We start from the raw sequence: 21,106 nt of genomic DNA, 5'->3' as shown, positions 1-21,106 counted from the left end.
CCCACCCCCGCACTCCAGCACCCGTGAGGATCTCCATGTCTCCGCTCGTCGCAGGCCTCGGCACCACCGAGCTGCTCATCATCCTGGCCGTGCTGATCCTGCTGTTCGGTGCCTCCAAGCTCCCGGAGCTCGCGCGAGGCAGCGGGCGGGCGCTGCGCATCTTCAAGGCCGAGACCAAGGGCCTGATGGACGACGACGAGGACGACGCCACCAAGACCCCCGAGCAGCGCGAGCTCGAGGCGCGCCAGCAGGCGCAGCTCGACGCCGAGACCGAGCGCCAGCGCCGCGGCGACACCGCCTGATCCAGGGTCCCGCTTGTCCATCTCCGGGGTCCTCGACCTCTTCAGGGGTCGACCGCACCACCCGGTGGGCGCGGACGGCCGCATGGCGCTGTCCGACCACCTGCGCGAGCTGCGGGCGCGGCTGCTCAAGGCGGTCGTGTTCTTCCTCATCGCCTTCGTGGTCGGCCTGGTCGTCTACGACCCCTGGCTCCTCGACCTGATCCTCGACCCCTACTACGACGCCCAGGCCGCCCTCGAGGGCCAGGCCGAGACCACCGCCTACATCGCCTCGGCCGGCGGACCGCTGCTCCTGCAGCTCAAGCTCGCCGGCGTCGCGGCGATCGTCGCGAGCAGCCCGTTCTGGCTCTACCAGATCTGGGCGTTCATCGTGCCGGGCCTGCACTCCCACGAGCGCCGCTGGACCCGCGTCTTCGCCGCCGTCGCCGGACCGATCTTCATCATCGGCGTCGCGACCGGCTACTACGTGCTGCCCAAGGGGCTTGAAGTCCTCATCGGCTTCACGCCGGAGGGCCTGCAGAACCTCGTCGAGTTCGGGGAGTACTTCGGCTTCTTCACCCGGATGCTGCTCGTCTTCGGCGTCGCCTTCGAGATCCCGCTGTTCGTCATCATGCTCAACCTGGCCGGCGTGGTCAGCGGCAAGGCCCTGGGCCGCTACCGACCCTGGATCGTCATCGGCACGTTCATCTTCGCCGCCGTCGCGACCCCCTCCACCGACCCGTTCTCCATGTTGATGCTCGCCCTCCCCATGCTCGTGCTGTTCCTCGTCGCCGAGCTCGTCGCCCGGCTCGTCGACCGCTCGCGCGGCCGCGGCGCCGACAGCACCGACCAGTGGGACGACGACGCGCTCTCGCCCCTGTGACGGCGCCCGTGACGGCCCCCGTGCTGGAGCCCCAGGACCCCTTCGACCTCCCCGAGTGGCTCGGCGCGGGTGAGGTGACGTGGAGCCCCGAGACCGGCGTCCGGACCGGTCACCTGGTCCGAGGCCTGCTCAGCGGCGGCTCGGGCGGCACCGAGCGACTGGCCTGCGACCTGCTCGCCGTCGACGAGGCCTGGCCGGCCCCGGTGGCAGACGAGGACGCGCGCCGACGGGCGCACCAAGCCTGGCGGCACGGCCAGGTCGACGTCGTACGCCGGGAGGACCGGATGGCGCTCGCCGTGCCGGGGACGACGTTCACCGCCGACCGCGTCCTCGACGCGCTCGAGCGGCTGGCCCGTGCCGTCGGCGCGGCACCGGAGCGCTACGCGGCGTTGCTGCGGCTCGGGGACGAGCGCCGCTCGCGGTAGCGGCCGGCCCGCCGGGCCCGCCGGGCGAGACCGGCCGGCAGGGTGCAGACTGCGCGCCATGCTCCAGCTGCGGATCACCTCGCCCGCCGAGCTGACCGAGCAGGTCGTCGCCGCGCTCGACGGCGACCCCGCCGTCAGCCAGCTCGCCGTCCTGGCCGGCGCCTCCCGGCTCCCGCCGGGCGACCTCGTGCTCGCCGACGTGGCCCGCGAGGCGGCGAACGACATCGTCGACCGGCTCGACCGGCTCGGCGTGCCCGAGTGCGGGACGATCCACCTCGAGCCGGTGACGACCTGGGTCTCGCGCGCCGGCTACGACGCCGAGCGGCACACGCCCGGCTCGAGCGCCGACGCCGTGGTCTGGGCCGACGTCACCCAGCGGGCGTACGAGGAGTCGGAGCTGAACTGGACCTACCTTGCCTTCATGACCCTGGCCACGCTGCTGGCCTCGGTCGCGATCGTGGTCGACTCCCAGGTGCTGGTGATCGGCGCGATGGTCCTGGGCCCGGAGTTCGTGGCGATCGCGGCGCTCGGACTGGCGGCGGTGCGACGGCGCGGCTCCCTCTTCGGTCGGGCGACGCGCACGCTCGTGGTCGGCTTCGCGGTGGCCATCGCCGTGGCCACGGTCGCCGCCCTCGTCGGTCGGTGGCTCGGGTGGGTCCACGCCTCCGACGTGACCGGCGAGCGCCCCGGGACCGACTTCATCTACTCACCGGACCGGTGGTCCTTCGTGGTCGCGCTCATCGCCGCGGCAGCCGGCGTGCTGTCGCTGACCTCGGCCAAGGTGGGCGGCCTGTCGGGGGTGTTCATCTCGGTGACGACGGTGCCGGCGGCCGGCAACGTCGCGCTCGGCGTGGCCTTCGGGGCGACCGACGAGGTCGTGGGCAGCGTGCTGCAGCTGGTGGTGAACGTCGCCGGGATGGTGCTCGCCGGGTGGGCCACGCTGGCGCTCCAGCAGGTCGTGTGGCGGCGCATGTCGCACCACCGGGCCCGGCGGCTGGCCCGCGCCGCGCTCCGCTGATCGGCCGATCCGCGCCGGGGCCCGGGCCGCGGCGGTAGGTTCTCGCGCGTGGCCGGCAGCTCCCGCGAGATCGCGCTCCTGACGAACCCCTCGGCCGGCAAGGGCCGCGGCGCCCGCCACCGCACGGCGGCGCTCGGCCGGTTCCGCGACGCCGGCCTCGGCGTGCGCGACCTGGTCGGCCGGGACGCCGACGAGGCGCTGGACCTCGCCCGGGCGGCGGTCGCCGACGGCGTGGAGGCGCTGGTGGTCTGCGGCGGGGACGGGATGGCGCACCTCGCCGTCCAGGCGCTCGCCGGGACCGGCGTACCGCTGGGCTTGGTGCCCGCGGGGACCGGCAACGACGTCGCGCGCAACCTCGGCCTGCCGCGGACCGACCCGCTCGCCGCCGCCGACCGGGTCATCGGCGGCCGGACCCGGACCATCGACCTGGCCCGGTCCGGCGCCCGGTACTTCGTCACCGTGCTCGCCGCCGGCTTCGACGCGATCGTCAACGAGCGCGCCAACGCGATGACCTGGCCCCGCGGGCAGATGCGCTACAACCTCGCCACGCTCGCCGAGCTGCGCGTCTTCGAGCCGCTGCCCTACACCCTCGAGCTCGACGGCCGCCGGGTCCGCACCGACGCCATGCTCGTGGCCGTCGGCAACGGACCCTCGTTCGGCGGCGGGCTGCGCATCACCGAGGGCGCCTTGCTCGACGACGGCATGCTGGACGTCGTGATCATCAAGCCGCTGAGCAAGGTCGGCCTGGTGCGCGCCTACCCGCGTCTGTTCGCGGGCACGCACACCGTCCTGCCCCAGTACGAGCACCACCGGGTCCGCTCCGTGACCGTCGCGGCGCCGGGCATCGTGTCGTACGCCGACGGCGAGCGGTTCGGCGCGCTGCCCCTGACCGTCGAGGCCGCTCCCGGCGCGCTTACCGTTCTCGCATGACCGCCGAGCAGCACGACGACGAGCAGCTCACCCCGGCGCAGCGCTACGCGGCGTACCGCGCGACCAAGCAGCACCCGGTGCTCAAGGACTTCCGCGCGCTCCACGACTTCCCGCTCGACGAGTTCCAGGTGCGCGCCTGCGAGCACATCGAGGAGGGGCGCGGGGTGCTCGTCGCCGCCCCGACCGGCTCGGGCAAGACCATCGTCGGCGAGTTCGCGATCCACCTGGCGCTGGCCACCGGCCGCAAGGCGTTCTACACCACGCCGATCAAGGCGCTGTCCAACCAGAAGTACAACGACCTGGTGCGCCGCTACGGCCCCGAGCAGGTCGGCCTGCTGACCGGCGACAACGTGGTCAACGGCGAGGCGCCGATCGTGGTGATGACCACCGAGGTGCTGCGCAACATGCTCTACGCCGGCTCGCGGACCCTGATCGGGCTCGGCTACGTGGTGATGGACGAGGTCCACTACCTCGCCGACCGGTCGCGCGGCGCGGTCTGGGAGGAGGTCATCATCCACCTGCCGGAGTCGGTGTCGCTGATCTCGCTGTCGGCCACGGTCTCGAACGCCGAGGAGTTCGGCGAGTGGCTCGAGACCGTCCGCGGCGACACCGCCACCATCGTGGAGGAGAAGCGGCCGGTGCCGCTCTACCAGCACGTCATGGTCGGGCGCCGGCTGCTGGACCTGTTCGCCTCCTCCGACGTCGACGCCGCCGCCGGCTTCGTCAAGGAGGGCGCACCGGTCAACGACGAGCTGATGAAGGTGGCCCGCGACGACTGGGCCGCCTCGCGGATCAAGGACCGGCGCTCCCCGCGCGGCTCGGGCGCCCGCGGGGCGCGGCAGGTCGGCAACGGGCGCCGGGTCTGGATCCCCAGCCGGTACGACGTCATCGACCGGCTCGAGCGGGAGAACCTGCTCCCGGCCATCGTGTTCATCTTCAGCCGGGTCGGCTGCGACGCCGCGGTCACCCAGTGCCTCAACGCCGGGGTGCGGCTGACCACGCCGGCCGAGCGCGACGAGATCACCACCTACGTCGAGGAGGCGACCCGCCACCTGGCCAAGGAGGACCTGCACGTCCTGGGCTACCACGACTTCCTCGACGGCCTCACCCGCGGCGTCGCGGCCCACCACGCCGGCATGCTCCCGGCGTTCAAGCAGTGCGTCGAGGAGCTGTTCCTCCGCGGGCTGTGCAAGGTCGTCTTCGCCACCGAGACGCTCGCGCTGGGCATCAACATGCCGGCGCGCACGGTGGTCATCGAGAAGCTCAGCAAGTGGAACGGCGAGACCCACGCCGACATCACTCCGGGGGAGTACACCCAGCTGACCGGCCGCGCCGGCCGTCGCGGCCTCGACGTCGAGGGCCACGGCGTCGTCATGTGGCAGCCGGGCATGAACCCCCGCGAGCTGGCCGGCCTGGCCTCGACCCGCACCTACCCGCTCCGCTCGTCGTTCCGCCCGTCGTACAACATGGCGGTCAACCTGGTCAGCCAGTTCGGCCGGGCGCGCTCGCGCGAGCTGCTCGAGCAGTCCTTCGCGCAGTTCCAGGCCGACAAGGCCGTCGTCGGGCTCGCCCGGCAGCTGCGGAAGAGCGAGGACGCGCTCGAGGGCTACCGCGAGGCGGCGCAGTGCCACCTCGGCGACTTCATGGAGTACGCCGCGCTGCGCCGACGGATCTCCGACGTCGAGAAGGAGGCGAGCCGGTCCCGCCGCCAGGACCGCCGCGACGAGGTCATCGCCTCGCTCGCGCGGCTCAAGCCCGGCGACGTCATCGACGTGCCGTCCGGCAAGTTCGCGGGGTACGCCGTCGTGGTCGACCCCGGCTACAGCGACGAGGGCCCCCGGCCGTACGTCGTCACGCTGGACCGGCAGGCGCGCCGGCTCGCGATGATCGACTTCCAGACCCCCGTGGAGTCCCTGGCCCGGCTGCGGGTGCCGCGCAGCTTCAACGGCCGCAACCCGCAGATGCGGCGCGACCTCGCCTCGGCCCTGCGCGACCGCACCCGCGACCTGCCGCCCGCCGTGCGCCGGCGCAAGGGCTCGCCCGACGCCGACGTCGACCCCGAGGTCGCCGAGCTGCGTCGCCAGCTCAAGGCGCACCCCTGCCACGCCTGCCCGGAGCGCGAGGACCACAGCCGCTGGGCCGAGCGGTACTTCAAGCTGGAGCGGGACGCCGCGACCCTGGCCCGACGGGTGGAGCAGCGGACCAACACCGTCGCCCGGCAGTTCGACCGGGTCTGCGACGTGCTCAGCGTCCTGGACTACCTCGAGGGCGAGACCGTCACCGACCGCGGCCGGCACCTGATGCGGATCTACTCCGACATGGACCTGCTGGCGGCCGAGTGCATGCGGCACGGCCTCTGGGACGACCTCACCGCCTCCGAGCTCGCGGCGGTGCTCTCCGTGCTGGTCTTCGAGGCGCGGCGGGCCGACGACCAGTCGTCCCCGCGCATCCCCGGTGGCCGCGTGCGCGGGGTCGTCGAGGAGATGGTGCGCCTGTGGGGCGACCTCGACCGGCTCGAGAAGGAGCACCGCCTCGACTTCCTGCGCCAGCCCGACCTCGGGTTCGCCTGGATGGCCTACCGCTGGGCCGAGGGCGACGAGCTCGACGACGTCCTCGGCGCCTCCGAGCTCGCCGCGGGTGACTTCGTGCGCTGGATGAAGCAGCTGCTCGACCTCGCCGGCCAGGTGGCCGACGCCGCCGGCGACACCCCGTTGCGGGCCACCGCCCGCGACGTGGTCAAGCGGCTGCGGCGCGGTGTCGTCGCGTACTCCGCCATCGCCGACTGAAGCACCCTCAGCCGCTGCCCAGGCCGGATTCGGGGTCGGGGCGGGGTCGGTCGGGTCGGGGCGGGGTCGGTCGGGTCGGGCGCGTCGACATTCGTTCAATTGTGCGGAAATTGTGGTTAAACGCGCTCCCGGGCGGCTAGAACCGCACAATTGAACGAATGTGTTCGCCCGGACCTCGACGGACCTCGCCGCACCTCACCGGGCCTCGACAACACGGCGTTGGCGCGCCTGCCTGCTCGACCGGCGGGTCAGGAGGCGGAGGTGACGGCGTCGGCGATGGGGGTGTCGCCGCCGACGAGCTCCCACTGCCGGCCGATGCTGGCGTCCTCGTCGAGGCAGACGGCCAGGACACCGGCGACGTCGGAGCGGGTCACCTCGCCGCGCTCGACGGACTCGCCGAGCGTGACGAGCCCGGTGCCGGGGTCGTCGGTGAGGGCGCCGGGGCGGATGATCGTCCAGGCCAGCCCGCTGTCCCGGAGCGCCGCGTCGGCGTCGCGCTTGGCCTCGACGTACGCACGCCAGACGTCCTCGGTGTCGTCGGGCAGCGGGGCGTCCACGCCGATGGCGGAGACCTGGACGAAGCGCTCGATGCCGGCCTCCCGAGCGCCCTCGATCGACTTCAGCGACCCGCCGAGGTCGACGGTGCGCTTGCGCTCGATGTCGCCGTCCGCTCCGCCACCCGCGGCGAAGACGACGGCGTGGCAGCCCTCGAACGCCTCGGCGAACGCGGCCGCGTCCTGCTGCTCGATGTCGAGGAGGCGGACGACGGCGCCCTTCTCCTCGAGCTCGTCGCGGTACTCCTCCTTGCGGACGAGCGCGACCGGGGTGTGACCCCGCGCGGCGAGCGTCGTGATGAGGTGCTGGGCCACCTTGCCGTGGCCCCCGACGATGGCGATCTGGGTCATGCTCCCCACCGTACGGACGGGTCGGTGAGCCCCCGGCTCAGCCGGCGAGGACCGCGCTGAGCCGGTCCACGGGGCTGGTCAGGGCCCACTGCTCGGCCAGGGCGGCGAGCCGCTCGGGGTCGCGCGGCGTGCGCGGCAGCGCGGTGCCCGTGCGGTCGAGGTCGATGTCGCGGGCGACCGCCACGACGCGCGGGGCGACCTCGAGGTAGTCGGCCGCGGCCTTGAGCTTCGCCCGCGGCCCCGGTGCCATCCCCGAGTCGGGGTCCAGGGCGGCGGCCCGGATGCCGGCCATGTCGCCGTGCCGGCCCAGCAGGCTGGCAGCGGTCTTCTCGCCGACGCCGGCCACGCCGGGCAGGCCGTCGGAGGCGTCGCCGCGGAGCGTCGCGAAGTCGGCGTACTGCCGGGCATCGATGCCGTACTTCTCGCGGACCCAGTCGTTGGTGACCCGCTCGTGCCGGCCGACGCCGCGGGCGATGTAGAGCACCCGGACGTCGGTCTCGTCGTCGACGAGCTGGAACAGGTCGCGGTCCCCGGTGACCACGTCGACCGGCTGGCCGGCGTCGGTGGCCAGCGTCCCGATCACGTCGTCGGCCTCGTAGCCGTCGGCGCCGAGCACGCGGATGCCGTACGCCGCCAGCACGTCGCGGATGATCGGCACCTGCACCTCGAGCGGGTCCGGCACCTCCTCGACGTCGGGGGAGCCGGCGACCACCTCGACGACCCGGTGAGCCTTGTACGACGGCAGCAGGTCGACCCGCCACTGCGGGCGCCAGTCGTTGTCCCAGCAGCAGACCAGGTCGGTCGGCCGGTACTCGTCGACCAGGCGGGCGATGAAGTCCAGCAGCCCTCGCACGGCGTTGACCGGGGTGCCGTCGGGCGCCTTGATCTCCGGCACGCCGAAGAAGGCCCGGAAGTACATCGAGGCGGTGTCGAGCAGCATCAGGCGGCCGGGCGGAGTGGTCACGGCGGCATCCTGTCAGAACGCCACCGCCGGGCCCGGCGACGCGCGATCGACCGGTCCCCGCGCGCGGCCGGCCGAGCGTGGCTAGGGTGGCCGCCGTGAGCAGCGGCGAGGTCGAGGCGACCGATCGGCACATCCTGGCGCTGCTGGCGACCGACGGGCGCATGTCGTTCACCGACCTCGGCAAGGCCACGGGACTGTCGACGTCCGCGGTGCACCAGCGGGTCAAGCGGCTCGAGCAGCGGGGGCTGATCCTCGGCTACGGCGCGACGATCGACCACGAGCAGGTCGGGCTCCCGCTGACGGCGTTCATCTCGATCCGGCCGATCGACCCCAGCCAGCCCGACGACTCCCCGGACCGGCTCCGCGCGATCACCGAGATCGAGTCGTGCTGGTCGGTGGCGGGGGAGGAGTCCTACATCCTCAAGGTCCGCACCGAGACGCCCTCGGCGCTCGAGGGGTTGCTCGCCCGGATCCGGGCGGCCGCGAACGTCAGCACGCGCACCACGATCGTGCTCAACACCTTCTACGAGAACCGGCCCGTCAGCGCCGCCGAGACCGACCTCGGCGACCGCTGACCGGCGGCCTCAGGCCAGCGAGAGACCGGCGTCGAGGCCGGCCCGGCGGGCCCACCACTCCTGGCCGGCGGCGGGCAGGGTGTGGATCGGGTCGTGGTACTCGTAGGTCCGGGTCAGCGCCTCGGGGTCGTTCGCCTCGATCGAGGTGCGGTAGTTCTTCGTCCAGTACGACACGCCCCGCTCGGTGTCGTACGACGTCACCTGGTGCACCCAGCGCTTGCCGACGAACGGCACGTCGCACACGATCCGCGGCGTGGCGAAGCCGGGCAGGTAGCCCATGATCGCCGTCTGCAGCCGCTGCGCGTCGCCGAGCGAGACCCGCCAGTGCTCGGCGGCGGGGATCATGTCGCACATGTAGAAGTAGTAGGGCATGATCCCGGCGCCGTCGAGCAGCGCGAAGGACAGGTCGAGCAGCGCGTGCGGGTCGGCGTTGACGCCGTCCAGCAGCACCCCCTGGTTCCGCACGTCGCGTACGCCGGCCTCGAGCATCGCCCGCGCCGCGTCGGCGACCAGCGGGGTGACCGAGTGCGCGTGGTTGGCGTGGGTGTGGATCGCCAGCGAGACCCCGCGGGCCCGGGCCAGCCCAGCGACGCGGGCCATGCCGGCGCGGACGTCGTCCTGGAGCCAGTGCTGCGGCAGGCCGACCAGTGCCTTGGTGGCCAGCCGGATGTCGCGGATGTTCTCGACCTCGAGCAGCGCCGTCACGAAGGCCTCGAGCCGCGGCCAGGGCATGTTCGCCACGTCGCCACCGGAGACGACGACGTCGCGGACCTGCGGCGTCCGGCGGAGGTAGTCGAGCATCGCCTCGAGCCGGTCGGTCGGCTTCGCGAGGAACTTCAGCTTGTCCACCGCCGGCGTCGAGTTGCCGACCAGGTCCATCCGGGTGCAGTGCCCGCAGTACTGCGGGCAGGTCGGCAGCAGCTCGGCCAGCACCTTGGTCGGGTAGCGGTGGGTGAGGCCCTCGGCGACCCACATGTCGTGCTCGTGCAGGGAGTCCCGGCTGGCGTAGGGGTGCGAGGGCCAGTCCGTCCGCCGGTCGGAGAGCACCGGGATCATGTAGTGGCGCACGGGGTCGCCGTAGAAGGCCTCCGTCAGCGAGCCGGGACCGGCCGGGACGGCGTGCGGGACCATCGTGTTCATCATCTGGGGCGGCACCAGCATCGACATCGTGGCCCGCTCGCGCTGGTCCTGCTCGAGGTCGGCGTAGAACCGCTCGTCGAGCAGGTCACCCATGAGGTCGCGCAGCTGCTTGACGTTCTTGATGCAGTGCGCGCGCTGCCACTGCACCGACTCCCAGTCCGCGCGGGTGACCTCCCGCCACCCGGGGAAGCGCGTCCAGTCGGGCTCGACCAGCTCGACCCGCTGGTACGGGTAGGGCTGGCCGGTCTCCAGGCCGATCGAGGTGTCGATGCTCATGGGGCGACGGTAACGGATGATCTGCGCCACACCTAGTCCCGCGCCGAAGGATCTTTCGTCAGATCAATCCACTGGCTGCCAACGTGCGGCGCACGACCTCGTCGTCGGCAGTCCGTCCGTAGCGCCAGCGGAAGACCGCCTCGACCACCTCGCGCAGCGGCGCAGGATCGGGCTGCGGGCCGAGGGAGGCGTCCATGAGCAGGAGCCGGGGCGCGTGCCCGTCGTCGTGCGGCGGCTCGTAGTCCCGCACCGGCAGCAGCCGGCCGCCCAGCCGCTCGTAGAAGGAGATCCGCCGGCGGTGCTCGTCGACGGCGTCGGGCGAGAGCCCCGGCTCGTCGGGGTCCTCGACGTCCCAGACCAGCCGGGTGCGCCCCTCGGCTGCGAGCAGACCGACCAGGTGCGCCCACATCGTCGAGCCCGTGCCGCGGCCGCGCCGCCCGACGGCGTAGTAGCGCAGGAACGTCCACGTCGTCGGCCCCAGGTCGCGCACCAGCGCGAGCCCCGCCGGCCCGTCCGCGTCGACGTGGACGAGCAGCCGGTCGACGAGGAGGTCCTCGAACGGCGCGGTCAGCTCGTCGGGGAACGACGCCTCGTAGATCCCCCGCACCTGCGCGAGGTCGGCGGGGGAGAGCTCGGCGGCCTCGACCAGCGGGCTCATCCGTGCACCAGCCGTCCGCCGAGCACCGTGCGCAGCACCTCGATGTCGCGGATCCGCGACGGCTCGACCGTCGCGGGGTCCTCGGAGAGCACGGCGAGGTCGGCCAGCCGCCCGGGCAGCACCTGCCCGCGCTCGTGCTCCTGGTGCGAGGCGTACGCCGACCCCAGCGTGTACGCCGTCAGCGCCTCCAGCCCCGTCATCGCCTCCTCGCGGCCCAGCGGCTGCCCGCCGTCGGTCGTGCGGTTGACCAGGTCGTGGATGCCCAGCAGCGGGCGGCCGTCGACGACCGGCCGGTCCGAGCTGCCCGGCACGACGATGCCGGCGTCGAGCAGCGACCGCCCGCGGTAGGCCCAGCCGGTCCGGGCGGGCCCGAGCGCGCGGAGCATGCCGTCGCCGATCTCCCCGACGAACCGTCCCTGGGGGACCGGCACGACGCCGAGCGCGGCCGCGCGCCGCACCTGGTCGGGTCGGGCCACGCCGAAGTGCTCGATGCGGTGCCGCACGTCGGGGCGCGGCCACCGCCGCTGCGCCTCGTCGTAGGCGTCGAGGACGAGGTCGATCGCGGCGTCCCCGATCGCGTGCGCGGCGACCCGCCAGCCGGAGCGGTGGGCGTCGAGGATCCGCGTCCGCAGCGCGTCGGCGTCGTCCTGCAGGTAGCCCCGGGATCCCGGGGTGTCGGCGAAGTCCTCGGTCAGCGCGCAGGTGTGGCCGATCAGCGAGCCGTCGGAGAAGACCTTGACCGGGCCGATCCGCAGCCGGTCGTCGCCGAGCCCGGTGCGGATGCCGAGGTCGATGCCGGCCGCGAGCCCGTCCTCCTCGTGCGCCGCGAGCGGGTGCAGGACGTCGGCGGCCACCATGAGCTCGACACGGACCGGCAGCCGGCCGGCGTCCCGCGCGGCCTGGTACGCCGCCACCTCCACCGGGCTCTTCCCGATCCAGCCGCCGCCGACCCCCGCCTCGACCACGCTGGTGATCCCCTCGGCGAGGTAGGCGCGGCCCGCCCGCTCGATCGCGTCGACCAGCGTGGCGACCGGGTAGGGGAGCACGAGCCGCGACAGCAGCGCCTGCGCCTGCTCCTGCAGCAGGCCGGTCGGCCGCCCCGCCGCGTCCGTGACCACCAGACCGCCCGGGACGTCGACCGGAGCGTCGCCGATCCCGAGGTCGGCCAGCACCGCGGAGGAGACGACGCACATGTGCCCGGAGGTGTGCTTGAGCCAGACCCGGCGCCCGCCGGCCGCACGGTCGAGCGCGTCGCGGTCGGGATGGCCGCTGAGCTTGTTCTCGTCGTAGCCCGCGCCGACGACCCATGCGTCGGGCCCGAGCGTCGCCGCCCGCGCCGCGACCGCGGCGTACACCTCGTCCAGCGACGGGAGCCGGAGGTCCACCTCGGCCAGCGACAGGCCGTACCACGCCATGTGGTTGTGCGCGTCGTGGAACCCGGGCACGACCACCGCGCCGTCGAGGTCGAGCACGCGGTGCGCCGGCACGTCCTCGAGCGCGACCACGCGCCCGTGCAGGACCGCGACTGACGAGGCGACCAGGTCGTGCTCGGGCCCGCCGAGCGTCCGCACCCGGGCGTTGGTGAGCAGCAGGTCGGCCCGCAGGCCCCGGGAGTGCGAGCCGGTCACCGCAGCTGTGCCTTCGCGACCCGGTGGGAGGCGGTCAGCGGCAGCTCGTCGCGCACCGCCCAGCGCGAGGGGACCTTGAACGCCGCGAGCCGCTCGCCGCACCAGGCGGCCAGCGCCGCAGGCACCTCGTCGGCGGACAGGTCCGGCGCGACGACGTACGCCATGACCTCCTCGCCGCGGACCTCGTCGGGCACGCCCACGACGGCCGCCAGCCGCACCGCAGGATGGCTCATGAGGACCTCCTCGACCTCGTGCGCGGCGACGTTCTCCCCGCTGCGCCGGATCATGTCCTTGAGCCGGCCCTGGAGGAAGACCCGGCCGTGCTCGTCGACCCGCGCCAGGTCGCCGGTGGGGAACCAGCCGTCCCGGAAGGGGCTGGGGTGGCCGAGGTAGCCGGTCATCATGCCGGGGCCCCGCAGCCACAGCTCGCCGTCGACGACCCTGGCCTCCCGGTGGCCTGCGGGGCGACCCAGGCAGCCGGTGCCGACGAGCTCGTCGTGGTCGGCGTCGGTCACCCGGATGTCGGCTCCGGTCTCGGTCATGCCGAACGCCTCGTACCACCCGACGCCCCAGCGCTCCTCGAGCTGTGCGTGCAGCGACGGCGGGATCGCGGAGCACTGCACCGCGCGCACGCGGTGGTCGCGGTCGGCGGCGTCCGGCGGCATCTTGTGCAGCAGCACCGGCATCGAGGCCAGGCAGTAGAAGTACGTGACGCCGTGCGCGCGGACGCGCTGCCAGAACGTCGAGGGGTGGAACCCGTCGAGCACGACCAGGTGCGCCCCGGCGAGCAGCGCGGCCACGACGTTCCACTGCGGGTCGACGTAGTGGAAGGGCTGCGCGGTCAGCAGGACGTCGTCCGAGCGCAGCCGTGGGAACTCCCGCAGCATCGAGCCGCCGAGCGTCGTCCAGTAGCCGTGGGTCAGCAGGCAGCCCTTCGGCCGGCCGGTGGTGCCCGAGGTGTACTGCACGTTGACGACCGCTTCGGGGTCGACCGGCCCCTGCTCGTACGTCGCCGCCGACCGCAGCGCGTCGAGCAGGAGGACCTCGGGCGCCCGCTCGAGGCCGTCGAGCACCGCCCGGTGCTCGGCCGTCGTGACGGCCAGCCGCACGCCGGCGTCGTCGACGAGGTGCTGGGCGTCGGCGGAGCGGTAGCGCACGTTCAGCGGCACGACCGCCGCCCCCAGGCGCGCCAGCGCGAGCCACACCAGCGGGAAGCCGGGCTCGTTGCCGACCATCACCGCCACCCGGTCGCCCGGGCCGACCCCGCGCTCGCCCAGCGCCGCGGCGTACGCCGCCGTCCGCTCCGCCACCTCGGCGAAGCTCAGCCGGGTGGTGCTCCCGTCGGCGGCCTCGAACGTCCACGCCGGCCGGTCCGGCCAGGTGGCCGCCGCGTGCTCGACGGCGGCGACCAGGTCGCCGGGGAGCGGCGCCGGTTCAGCCACGGCCGAACGCCTCGCGGGGCGCGTCGCCCTCGCCGGAGAGCGAGGTGAGGACCGCGTGGTCGACCTCGCGGGCCAGCGCCTCGCCGAAGGTCGCGTCGAGCCCCTGGTCGAGGACCTGCTTGGCGAGGCTGACGGCCAGCGGCGGCCGCTCGGCCAGCCGCCGGGCCAGGTCGAGCGCCACGGTCTCGTGCTCGCCGGGCGGGACGGCGCGGGCGACCATGCCGATCCGCGCGGCCTCGGCCCCGCTGACCCGCTCCCCGAGCAGGAGCAGCTCCTTGGCCCGCGCCCAGCCGACCAGGTGGGGGAGCAGCCGGGAGATGCCGCCGGTGACCGAGAGACCGACGCCGACCTCGGGGAAGCCGAACGCGGCGTCCTCGGTCGCGACGACCACGTCGCAGGCGAGCGCGAACTCGCAGCCCGCCCCGAGCGCGTAGCCGTGGACGGCCGCGACGACCGGCGCCGGCAGCTCGCGGACCAGCCGGGTGACGTCCTGGATGGCCTCGAGCCGCGCGCGGGTCTGCAGGACCGTCTCGACCGGCGGCTCCTCCTTGAGGTCGTGCCCGGCGCAGAAGGCCCGGCCGTTCCCGCTGAGCACGACCGCCCGTGCGCCGTCGGCCAGCGCGCGGCGCAGCGCCGCTACCAGGCCGTCGGTCAGGTCCGCCGTGACCGCGTTGAGGCGCTCGGGCCGGTCCAGGACGACCCGGGCAACCCGCCCGTCGTACTCGTAGCCGACGACCACGCTCATGCCTCCTCGTCTGGTCGATCGATCGATCGATCGACTAGCGTGACGGTAGTTCGCGGCACCGGTCGCGGGCAAGCGACCCCGGGAGACGAGCGTGGCGGGAGCGGCGGAGCGGGTGCGGGAGGCGGCGCTGGACCTCTTCGCGGACCGCGGGTTCCACGGCGTGGGCATCCGGCAGCTCGCCGAGCGCGCCGGGCTCTCCTCGGCCTCGCTCTACCACTACATGGGCACCAAGGAGGACCTGCTCGCGGCGATCATGCGCGCGTGCCTCGAGCGGCTGCTCGCCGACGCCGAGGCCGCCGCCGCGGCGCACGCGGACCCGGTCGCGCGGGTGGAGGCCCTGGTCCGGGCGCACGTCGTCAGCCACGCCGAGCGCCCCCGCGAGACCCGCGTCGTCGACGGCGAGCTGGCCGCGCTGACCGGGGAGACGCGCGCGGAGGTGGTCGCCCTGCGCGACCGCTACGAGCGGGTCTGGCAGGACGCCATCGACGCAGGGGCGGCCGCCGGCGCCTTCGCCGTCGGCTCGCCCGCGGTGGCCCGCCGGGCGCTGCTGGAGATGTGCAGCGGCGTCGCCCGGTGGTACGACCCGGCCGGCCCGATCCCCCTCACCGAGCTCGCCGACCTGTACGCCGCCATGGCCCGCCAGCTGCTCGGCGTCCGCGCCTGAGAGCCGTGGAGCAGGCCGGGTGTGGCCCCGGCCGCACCCCGAGCGGGCGGTCCGGCGGCCGGCTCCGGGACGTCCCGGCCGCGGCGTAGCGTGACGGCGCCCCGACCCACCAGGAGGACCGCAGTGACGACCGACGCCCCACGCTGGGCCGACTCCTACGCCCCGGACGTGCCGCTCCGCCTGGACCACCCCGACCGGTCCCTGGTCGACCAGCTCGCGCTGACCGTCGAGCGGCACGCGGCCGCCGTGGCGCTGGACTTCCTCGGCCGCGAGACGACGTACGCCGCGCTGGCCGGCCAGGTCGAGCGCGCGGCCGAGGGGCTGCGGCGCCTCGGGGTCGGCCCGGGCGACCCGGTGGCGCTGCTGATGCCGAACTGCCCGCAGCACGTCGTGGCGTTCTACGCGGTGCTGCGCCTCGGCGCGGTCGTCGTCGAGCACAACCCGCTGTACACCGCCGAGGAGCTGCGCGGGCCGTTCCGCGACCACGGCGCGCGCGTGGCCGTCGTCTGGGACAAGGTCGCCCCCGTCGTCGGCGCGCTGCGCGAGGACTCCGCGATCGAGCACGTCGTGGCCGTCGACCTCACCGCCGCACTGCCGCTCGCCAAGCGGCTCGCCCTCCGGCTGCCGGTCGCCAAGGCCCGCTCCGCGCGCGCCGAGCTCACCGCGCCCGCGCCCGGCGCCGTGCCGTGGTCGGAGCTGGTCGCCGCGCCGCCCCTGGCCGCGGACCACCCGCGACCCGCGCCGGACGACGTGGCGCTCGTGCTCTACACCTCCGGGACCACCGGCGCGCCGAAGGGCGCCGAGCTGCGGCACCGCAACCTGATGGCCAACTGCGTCCAGGGCCGCGCGTGGGTGCCGGGGCTGCGCGAGGGCGAGGAGACCTTCCTCGTCGCGCTGCCGCTGTTCCACGCCTACGGCATCACCATCTCGCTGCTCGCCGGCGTGCTGCTCGGTGCGCGGCTGGTGCTGCTGCCCAAGCCCGACGTGGACCTCGTGCTCGACGCGGTGCGCCGCCGGGTCCCGACGTTCGTCCCGGCCGTGCCGCCGCTCTACCGGCGGATCGCGGAGGAGGCCGAGCGGCGCGGGACGTCGCTGCGGGGGATCCGGTACGCGCTGTCCGGCGCCATGCCGCTGCCCGCCGACCTCGTCGAGCGCTGGGAGGCCGCCACCGGCGGGCTGCTGGTCGAGGGCTACGGGCTGACCGAGACCTCACCGGTCGTCGTCGGCAACCCGATGTCGCCGAAGCGGCGGCCGGGCGCGATCGGTGTGCCGTTCCCCGACGTCGAGGTGCGGGTCGCCGACCGGGACGACCCGGCACGCGACGTACCCCTGGGCGAGCCGGGGGAGCTGCTCGTCCGGGGGCCGCAGGTGTTCTCCGGCTACCGCGGCCGGCCGGAGGAGACCGCGGCCGCCTTCCACGACGGCTGGTTCCGCACCGGCGACGTGGTCACGATGAGCGAGGACGGCTTCCTGACGGTGGTCGACCGGGTCAAGGAGCTGATCATCACCGGCGGCTTCAACGTCTACCCGAGCGAGGTGGAGGCCGCCCTGCGCAGCCACCCCGACGTCGCGGATGCCGCGGTCGTCGGCGTCGCCCAGGCCGGCTCGGGCAGCGAGGAGGTCGTCGCCGCCGTCGTCGCCGAGCCCGGCCGGACCCCCGACCCGGCCGCGCTGGAGGCGCACGCCCGCCGCGCGCTGACGCCGTACAAGGTGCCGCGCCGCTTCGTCGTCCTCGACGAGCTGCCGACCAACCCGATGGGCAAGGTGCTGCGCCGCGAGGTCCAGGCGCTGGTCCGGGACACCGCACCCGACTAGCGGACCGGACCAGCGCACTGGACTGGACACCGGTTCTGGACCAGTCGGCGCCCTCTCCGGCGTGCCCGGGCGTGTCGCGGGGACGACACGCCGAAGGGGTGAAGATTTCTTGCCGAAGTCGGAGGAGGATGACCTGCCGCTGACCTGCTGGAACGCGCGTCGTCGCAGGTCAGCGCCCGGTTGACACTGCCCCGTGCCGCCGGTGAGTGTGTCCCGTCCGCCCAGGCACACCGTGGCCGCGGACCGACGTCCGAGTGACCGGGCCGGGGGGTGTGGTGCCCAACACCGCTCCGGCCTTGTTCGCGGAGGTCGGTCCGCCCCACGCGGGCAGACGCGGAGCAGCCCCCGACCCCCCTAGACAACTTCCCGGCGCCGGCACCCAGCGGTGGTCGGGATGGCCCGAAGGGGTTCGGGGGCGCTCCGCTGCCGGGTGCGGCCGGTGGGGGAGCGCCGGATACGGTCGTCCTCGTGCTGAAGCGGTGCCTCGTCGCCCTCGTGGCCGGCCTCCTCCTGGCGCTGGCCTTCGAGCCCGTCGCCGCGGCGTACGTCGTGCCGGTCGCCGTCGCCGGCTACGCCCTCGCGACCCGCGGGCTGCGGGCCCGCTCGGGCTTCGTGGTCGGGCTGGTCTTCGGCGTCGCGTTCTACTTCCCCCACATCCACTGGATGACCGCGGTCGGCACCGACGCCTGGCTCGCGCTCGCCGGCGTCGAGGCGCTGTTCTACGGCCTGCTCGGCGCCGCCGCGGCGTACCTCCACCGGCTCCCCGCGTGGCCGCTGTGGCTGGCGGCGGCCTGGGTGACGATGGAGGTCTGGCGCAGCGGCTGGCCCTTCAGCGGCATGCCGTGGGGCCGGCTCGCGTTCGCGGTCGCCGACACGCCCGCCGCGCCCTCCCTGGCCTACGTCGGCATGGTCGGCACCAGCCTGCTCCTGGCGCTGCTCGGCACCCTGCTCGCCGCGCTCGTGCTCGCGCTGGCCCGGGCGCGCGACCGGCGGGCGCTCGTGGCCGGCGGCGCGCTCGCCGGAGCCGCGCTGCTCGCCCTGCTGCCGGCCGTGGCGCCGTACTCCGTCGAGACCGACCGCACCGTCATCGTCGCCGCCGTCCAGGGCGACGTGCCCGGGCCGGGCAACGACATCCTCTACGACTTCCGCGGGGTCACCGACAACCACGTCGAGGCCACCGAGGAGCTGGCCGCGCGGGTCGAGGCCGGCGAGGCCGACCGCCCGGACTTCGTGGTGTGGCCGGAGAACTCCACGGCCGTCGACCCCTTCGCCGACGCCTCGACCAACGCGGGGATCCGCCGCGCCGTCGCCGCGATCGGGGTGCCCGTGCTCGTCGGCGCGATCGTCGACGCCGGACAGACCAACGTGCTCAACCAGGGGATCGTGTGGGACCCGGTGACGGGTCCGGGGGAGCGGTACACCAAGTGGCACCCCGTGCCGTACGGCGAGTACATCCCGTTCCGGGAGTTCTTCACCGGCCAGTTCGGCCGGCTGGCGATGATCCCGCGCGACATGATGAGCGGCACCCGCGAGACGCCGCTGCGGATCGCCGGCACCGCCGTCGGGGACGCGATCTGCTTCGACGTCGCCTACGACGACGGCCTGCACGCGCAGGTGCGCAACGGCGCCGAGCTGCTGACGGTGCAGACCAGCAACGCGACCTTCATCGAGACCGACCAGATCGACCAGCAGTTCGCGATCACCCGGCTGCGGGCGATCGAGACCGGGCGCACCGTGGTCGTCGCCGCGACCAACGGCGTCTCGGGGATCATCACGCCCGACGGCGAGGTCGTCACCAGCGCGGCGCCGCGCACCCAGGAGGTGCTCTCCGCCGAGGTCGGCCTCTGGTCGGGCACCACGCCCGGCGTGCTCGTCGGGCCGTGGGTCGGACGCGCCGCCGCCGTCCTCACCGGTGTCGGCCTGCTCGTCGCCGTGCTCACGTATCGTCGGCGCCGGGGGACGACCACCTCCGTCGCCACGGAGGAGCCGGCGACGGACCCAGGGGCCGTCCGGGAGAGCGAGGAGCAGGGGTACGTGCGGTGAGCGAGCCACGGGGCCGCGTGGTCATGGTCGTCCCGACCTACGACGAGGCCGAGAACATCGCCTGGATCATCGGGCGACTGCGGACCGCCGAGCCCGACGTCGACGTCCTCGTCGTCGACGACTCCTCGCCCGACGGGACCGGTGAGATCGCCGACCGGATCGCGGCCGAGGACGACCACGTCCACGTGCTGCACCGCACCGGCAAGGGCGGACTCGGCGCGGCGTACCTCGCCGGCTTCGCCTGGGCGCTCGAGCGCGGCTACGACGTCGTGGGAGAGATGGACGCCGACGGTTCCCACCAGCCCGAGCAGCTGCACCGGCTGCTCGACGCGCTCGAGTCCGCCGACCTCGTGATCGGCTCGCGCTGGGTGCCCGGCGGGTCGGTGGTCAACTGGCCCCGGCGCCGCGAGGCGCTCTCGCGCGGCGGGAACCTCTACGTGCGGCTGCTGCTGGGCGTCTCGGTCCGCGACGCGACCGCCGGCTACCGGCTGTTCCGCCGCCAGACGCTGGAGAAGATCGACCTCGCCGCCGTGCGGTCGACCGGGTACGTCTTCCAGACCGATCTCGTCGCCCGGACGCTCGCCGCCGGTCTCACGGTCCTCGAGGTGCCGATCGAGTTCGTCGAGCGCGAGCGCGGCGACTCCAAGATGAGCGGCTCCGTGGCCGCCGAGTCGCTGCTGCGGATCACCCAGTGGGGCCTGGCGGAGCGCCGCGCCCAGCTGCGGCGCGCGTGGCGGCGGAGGCGCGCATGAGCGCCCGGTCGGGCCACCCGGGCGCCGCGCCCCCGCGGCGGCGCTGGACGTGGCTGCTGCTCGTGCTGTTCGTGGTCATGCCGGTGGCCGAGATCTACGTGCTGATCCAGGTCGGCCAGGTCATCGGCGCCTGGTGGACCGTCGGCCTGCTCGTCCTCGACAGCATCCTCGGCAGCTGGCTGATCAAGCGCGAGGGCGCCCGCGCGTGGGCCGCGCTGCGCACGACGCTCGCCTCCGGACGGATGCCCGCCCGCGAGATCGCCGACGGCGCGCTGGTGCTGCTCGGCGGGGCGCTGATGCTCAGCCCCGGCTTCGTCACCGACGCCTTCGGCATCCTGCTCATCCTGCCCCTGACGCGGCCGTTCTTCCGCAGGCTGCTGACCTCCGTCGTGGCGCGCCGGCTGGTCGTCGTCGGCCCCGGCACGCCCGGCTTCGGCGCGTCCGGCTTCCGGCGTACGTCGGGGGGCCCTCGGAACGACGGACGCCCCGGACCAGAGGTGGTCCGGGGCGACGTGGTCGACGAGCCCTAGCGCGAGCAGGCGGCCCGCGGTGCGGGGCCGGTCCTGCCGCCGCGGGCGGGGCTTAGGCGGTGGCCTTGCGCTTCTTGGCGTTGGCGCGGTGCAGGTGCGCCGGGCCGATCTCGCCGCCGCGCAGCAGCTCGAGACGCTCCTTGAGGATGTCCTCGAGCTCCTTCTCCGAGCGGCGCTCGAGCAGCATGTCCCAGTGCGTGCGGGCCGGCTTCTCGGCCTTCTCCTCGGGGAGGATGCCGGCGGTGCTCAGGGCCTCGGCGCCACAGCGCGGGCACTCCCAGACCGCCGGGATGTCCGCCTCGACCGACATCGTGATCTCGAACTCGTGGCCCTGCTTGCAGCGGTACCCGACCTGCTGGCGGGCGGCGAACTCGATGCCGCGCTCGTCCTCGAAGCTCTGGCCTCCGAGCCGCGCTCCACGAAGTGTGCGCTCTGCCATGAGACGCCTCCTCTATCTGATGCTCGCTGCCTGATATCGGCCATTGACACTCGAAGTGTTCAACGGTACTGAGCCGCCCAAGATTCCGACAATCGAGCGGCGTCCGTCACTCCGGTGCCCAACCCCTCGGCGTTGACACCGGCCTGCCCGGGCGCTGGTGGTTCGGTGCCGCGCCCCGTGCGGATTCCCTCCTCGGGGTGCCTGTGCGCG

At 74.2% G+C, this 21,106-nt stretch carries 20 protein-coding genes; 12 read left to right on the top strand and 8 right to left on the bottom strand.

Annotated features, from left to right (window positions below; translation table 11 throughout):
• Nucleotides 1-35: 35 nt before the first annotated feature.
• The 6 genes from tatA to QWY28_RS19280 are packed head-to-tail and all read left to right on the top strand — an operon-like array spanning nucleotide 36 to nucleotide 6,320.
• A complete protein-coding gene (gene tatA / locus QWY28_RS19305; protein ID WP_300954270.1) occupies nucleotides 36-302 on the top strand; it encodes a Sec-independent protein translocase subunit TatA in 267 nt (88 codons plus the stop codon).
• A 13-nt stretch (nucleotides 303-315) separates the two neighbouring features.
• Complete coding sequence (gene tatC / locus QWY28_RS19300; RefSeq protein WP_300954268.1) at nucleotides 316-1,161, top strand: twin-arginine translocase subunit TatC; 846 nt, start codon at nucleotides 316-318, stop codon at nucleotides 1,159-1,161.
• Between the two features lie 8 nt (nucleotides 1,162-1,169).
• Entirely contained in the window at nucleotides 1,170-1,586 is a 417-nt protein-coding gene (locus QWY28_RS19295; protein ID WP_300954266.1) for a hypothetical protein, read from the top strand.
• Nucleotides 1,587-1,644: 58 nt separating this feature from the next.
• Nucleotides 1,645-2,604 carry a DUF389 domain-containing protein gene (locus QWY28_RS19290; protein ID WP_300954264.1) on the top strand — a complete coding sequence of 320 codons (960 nt, stop codon included), beginning with the start codon at nucleotides 1,645-1,647 and terminating at the stop codon, nucleotides 2,602-2,604.
• Between the two features lie 48 nt (nucleotides 2,605-2,652).
• Nucleotides 2,653-3,534 carry a diacylglycerol kinase gene (locus QWY28_RS19285; protein ID WP_300954262.1) on the top strand — a complete coding sequence of 294 codons (882 nt, stop codon included), beginning with the start codon at nucleotides 2,653-2,655 and terminating at the stop codon, nucleotides 3,532-3,534.
• Nucleotides 3,531-6,320 carry a DEAD/DEAH box helicase gene (locus QWY28_RS19280; RefSeq protein WP_300954260.1) on the top strand — a complete coding sequence of 930 codons (2,790 nt, stop codon included), beginning with the start codon at nucleotides 3,531-3,533 and terminating at the stop codon, nucleotides 6,318-6,320. Before QWY28_RS19285 ends, QWY28_RS19280 begins: the two co-directional genes overlap by 4 nt.
• A gap of 248 nt (nucleotides 6,321-6,568) precedes the next feature.
• On the opposite strand, the gene QWY28_RS19275 is transcribed toward QWY28_RS19280, so the two are convergent.
• Together QWY28_RS19275 and QWY28_RS19270 are read right to left on the bottom strand one after the other, a co-directional pair.
• Nucleotides 6,569-7,225 carry an SDR family oxidoreductase gene (locus QWY28_RS19275; protein WP_300954258.1) on the bottom strand — a complete coding sequence of 219 codons (657 nt, stop codon included), beginning with the start codon at nucleotides 7,223-7,225 and terminating at the stop codon, nucleotides 6,569-6,571.
• 37 nt (nucleotides 7,226-7,262) lie between these two features.
• Nucleotides 7,263-8,165 carry a 5'-3' exonuclease gene (locus tag QWY28_RS19270; RefSeq protein ID WP_300954352.1) on the bottom strand — a complete coding sequence of 301 codons (903 nt, stop codon included), beginning with the start codon at nucleotides 8,163-8,165 and terminating at the stop codon, nucleotides 7,263-7,265.
• A 119-nt stretch (nucleotides 8,166-8,284) separates the two neighbouring features.
• On the opposite strand from QWY28_RS19270, the gene QWY28_RS19265 reads away from it, so the two are divergent.
• Nucleotides 8,285-8,764: an Lrp/AsnC family transcriptional regulator gene (locus QWY28_RS19265; RefSeq protein ID WP_300954256.1), complete on the top strand. Its 480-nt coding sequence runs from the start codon at nucleotides 8,285-8,287 to the stop codon at nucleotides 8,762-8,764.
• Between the two features lie 9 nt (nucleotides 8,765-8,773).
• Here the strand turns inward: QWY28_RS19265 and QWY28_RS19260 are convergent, their stop codons facing one another.
• From QWY28_RS19260 to QWY28_RS19240, 5 genes are read right to left on the bottom strand one after another with little or no spacing between them, the layout of a single operon-like run.
• The gene (locus QWY28_RS19260; RefSeq protein ID WP_300954254.1) at nucleotides 8,774-10,180 is read right to left on the bottom strand and encodes a KamA family radical SAM protein; all 1,407 of its coding nucleotides are present in this window, start codon (nucleotides 10,178-10,180) and stop codon (nucleotides 8,774-8,776) included.
• 58 nt (nucleotides 10,181-10,238) lie between these two features.
• Nucleotides 10,239-10,838, bottom strand: coding sequence for a GNAT family N-acetyltransferase (locus tag QWY28_RS19255; RefSeq protein WP_300954253.1), 600 nt, complete (start codon nucleotides 10,836-10,838; stop codon nucleotides 10,239-10,241).
• Nucleotides 10,835-12,466: an amidohydrolase gene (locus tag QWY28_RS19250; RefSeq protein WP_300954251.1), complete on the bottom strand. Its 1,632-nt coding sequence runs from the start codon at nucleotides 12,464-12,466 to the stop codon at nucleotides 10,835-10,837. The genes QWY28_RS19255 and QWY28_RS19250 overlap by 4 nt, the downstream gene beginning before the upstream one ends.
• Nucleotides 12,463-13,908: an AMP-binding protein gene (locus QWY28_RS19245; protein ID WP_300954250.1), complete on the bottom strand. Its 1,446-nt coding sequence runs from the start codon at nucleotides 13,906-13,908 to the stop codon at nucleotides 12,463-12,465. The genes QWY28_RS19250 and QWY28_RS19245 overlap by 4 nt, the downstream gene beginning before the upstream one ends.
• The gene (locus QWY28_RS19240) at nucleotides 13,901-14,653 is read right to left on the bottom strand and encodes an enoyl-CoA hydratase/isomerase family protein (protein ID WP_300954249.1); all 753 of its coding nucleotides are present in this window, start codon (nucleotides 14,651-14,653) and stop codon (nucleotides 13,901-13,903) included. Before QWY28_RS19240 ends, QWY28_RS19245 begins: the two co-directional genes overlap by 8 nt.
• A gap of 91 nt (nucleotides 14,654-14,744) precedes the next feature.
• On the opposite strand from QWY28_RS19240, the gene QWY28_RS19235 reads away from it, so the two are divergent.
• The 5 genes from QWY28_RS19235 to QWY28_RS19215 all read left to right on the top strand — a co-directional run bounded on the left by QWY28_RS19235 (nucleotide 14,745) and on the right by QWY28_RS19215 (nucleotide 20,457).
• Nucleotides 14,745-15,317 (top strand): TetR/AcrR family transcriptional regulator, encoded by a 573-nt coding sequence (locus QWY28_RS19235; protein WP_300954248.1) that lies wholly within the window; start codon nucleotides 14,745-14,747, stop codon nucleotides 15,315-15,317.
• Nucleotides 15,318-15,440: 123 nt separating this feature from the next.
• Complete coding sequence (locus tag QWY28_RS19230) at nucleotides 15,441-17,132, top strand: long-chain-fatty-acid--CoA ligase (RefSeq protein WP_300954247.1); 1,692 nt, start codon at nucleotides 15,441-15,443, stop codon at nucleotides 17,130-17,132.
• 468 nt (nucleotides 17,133-17,600) lie between these two features.
• The gene (lnt, locus tag QWY28_RS19225; RefSeq protein ID WP_300954246.1) at nucleotides 17,601-19,175 is read left to right on the top strand and encodes an apolipoprotein N-acyltransferase; all 1,575 of its coding nucleotides are present in this window, start codon (nucleotides 17,601-17,603) and stop codon (nucleotides 19,173-19,175) included.
• A gap of 23 nt (nucleotides 19,176-19,198) precedes the next feature.
• Nucleotides 19,199-19,927 (top strand): polyprenol monophosphomannose synthase, encoded by a 729-nt coding sequence (locus tag QWY28_RS19220; protein ID WP_300954351.1) that lies wholly within the window; start codon nucleotides 19,199-19,201, stop codon nucleotides 19,925-19,927.
• Nucleotides 19,924-20,457 (top strand): FxsA family protein, encoded by a 534-nt coding sequence (locus tag QWY28_RS19215; RefSeq protein WP_300954244.1) that lies wholly within the window; start codon nucleotides 19,924-19,926, stop codon nucleotides 20,455-20,457. Before QWY28_RS19220 ends, QWY28_RS19215 begins: the two co-directional genes overlap by 4 nt.
• Before the next feature lie 52 nt (nucleotides 20,458-20,509).
• Here the strand turns inward: QWY28_RS19215 and QWY28_RS19210 are convergent, their stop codons facing one another.
• Nucleotides 20,510-20,896: an RNA polymerase-binding protein RbpA gene (locus QWY28_RS19210; protein ID WP_300954243.1), complete on the bottom strand. Its 387-nt coding sequence runs from the start codon at nucleotides 20,894-20,896 to the stop codon at nucleotides 20,510-20,512.
• Nucleotides 20,897-21,106 lie beyond the last annotated feature (210 nt).

Origin of the sequence: Nocardioides oceani (genome assembly GCF_030412965.1) — a bacterium.
In the GTDB taxonomy this organism is placed as follows: Bacteria; Actinomycetota; Actinomycetes; order Propionibacteriales; family Nocardioidaceae; genus Nocardioides; species Nocardioides oceani.
Note: the sequence above shows the minus strand (reverse complement) of the source record. Positions and strands in the feature narration are given on the sequence as shown.

Coding starts and splice junctions, on each gene's coding strand:
- QWY28_RS19215 (WP_300954244.1), top strand. CDS start 19,924: ATGAGCGCCCGGTCGGGCCACCCGGGCGCCGCGCCCCCGCGGCGGCGC.
- tatA (WP_300954270.1), top strand. CDS start 36: ATGTCTCCGCTCGTCGCAGGCCTCGGCACCACCGAGCTGCTCATCATC.
- QWY28_RS19280 (WP_300954260.1), top strand. CDS start 3,531: ATGACCGCCGAGCAGCACGACGACGAGCAGCTCACCCCGGCGCAGCGC.
- QWY28_RS19240 (WP_300954249.1), bottom strand. CDS start 14,653: ATGAGCGTGGTCGTCGGCTACGAGTACGACGGGCGGGTTGCCCGGGTC.
- QWY28_RS19270 (WP_300954352.1), bottom strand. CDS start 8,165: ATGCTGCTCGACACCGCCTCGATGTACTTCCGGGCCTTCTTCGGCGTG.
- QWY28_RS19260 (WP_300954254.1), bottom strand. CDS start 10,180: ATGAGCATCGACACCTCGATCGGCCTGGAGACCGGCCAGCCCTACCCG.
- QWY28_RS19275 (WP_300954258.1), bottom strand. CDS start 7,225: ATGACCCAGATCGCCATCGTCGGGGGCCACGGCAAGGTGGCCCAGCAC.
- QWY28_RS19290 (WP_300954264.1), top strand. CDS start 1,645: ATGCTCCAGCTGCGGATCACCTCGCCCGCCGAGCTGACCGAGCAGGTC.
- QWY28_RS19210 (WP_300954243.1), bottom strand. CDS start 20,896: ATGGCAGAGCGCACACTTCGTGGAGCGCGGCTCGGAGGCCAGAGCTTC.
- QWY28_RS19220 (WP_300954351.1), top strand. CDS start 19,199: ATGGTCGTCCCGACCTACGACGAGGCCGAGAACATCGCCTGGATCATC.
- QWY28_RS19255 (WP_300954253.1), bottom strand. CDS start 10,838: ATGAGCCCGCTGGTCGAGGCCGCCGAGCTCTCCCCCGCCGACCTCGCG.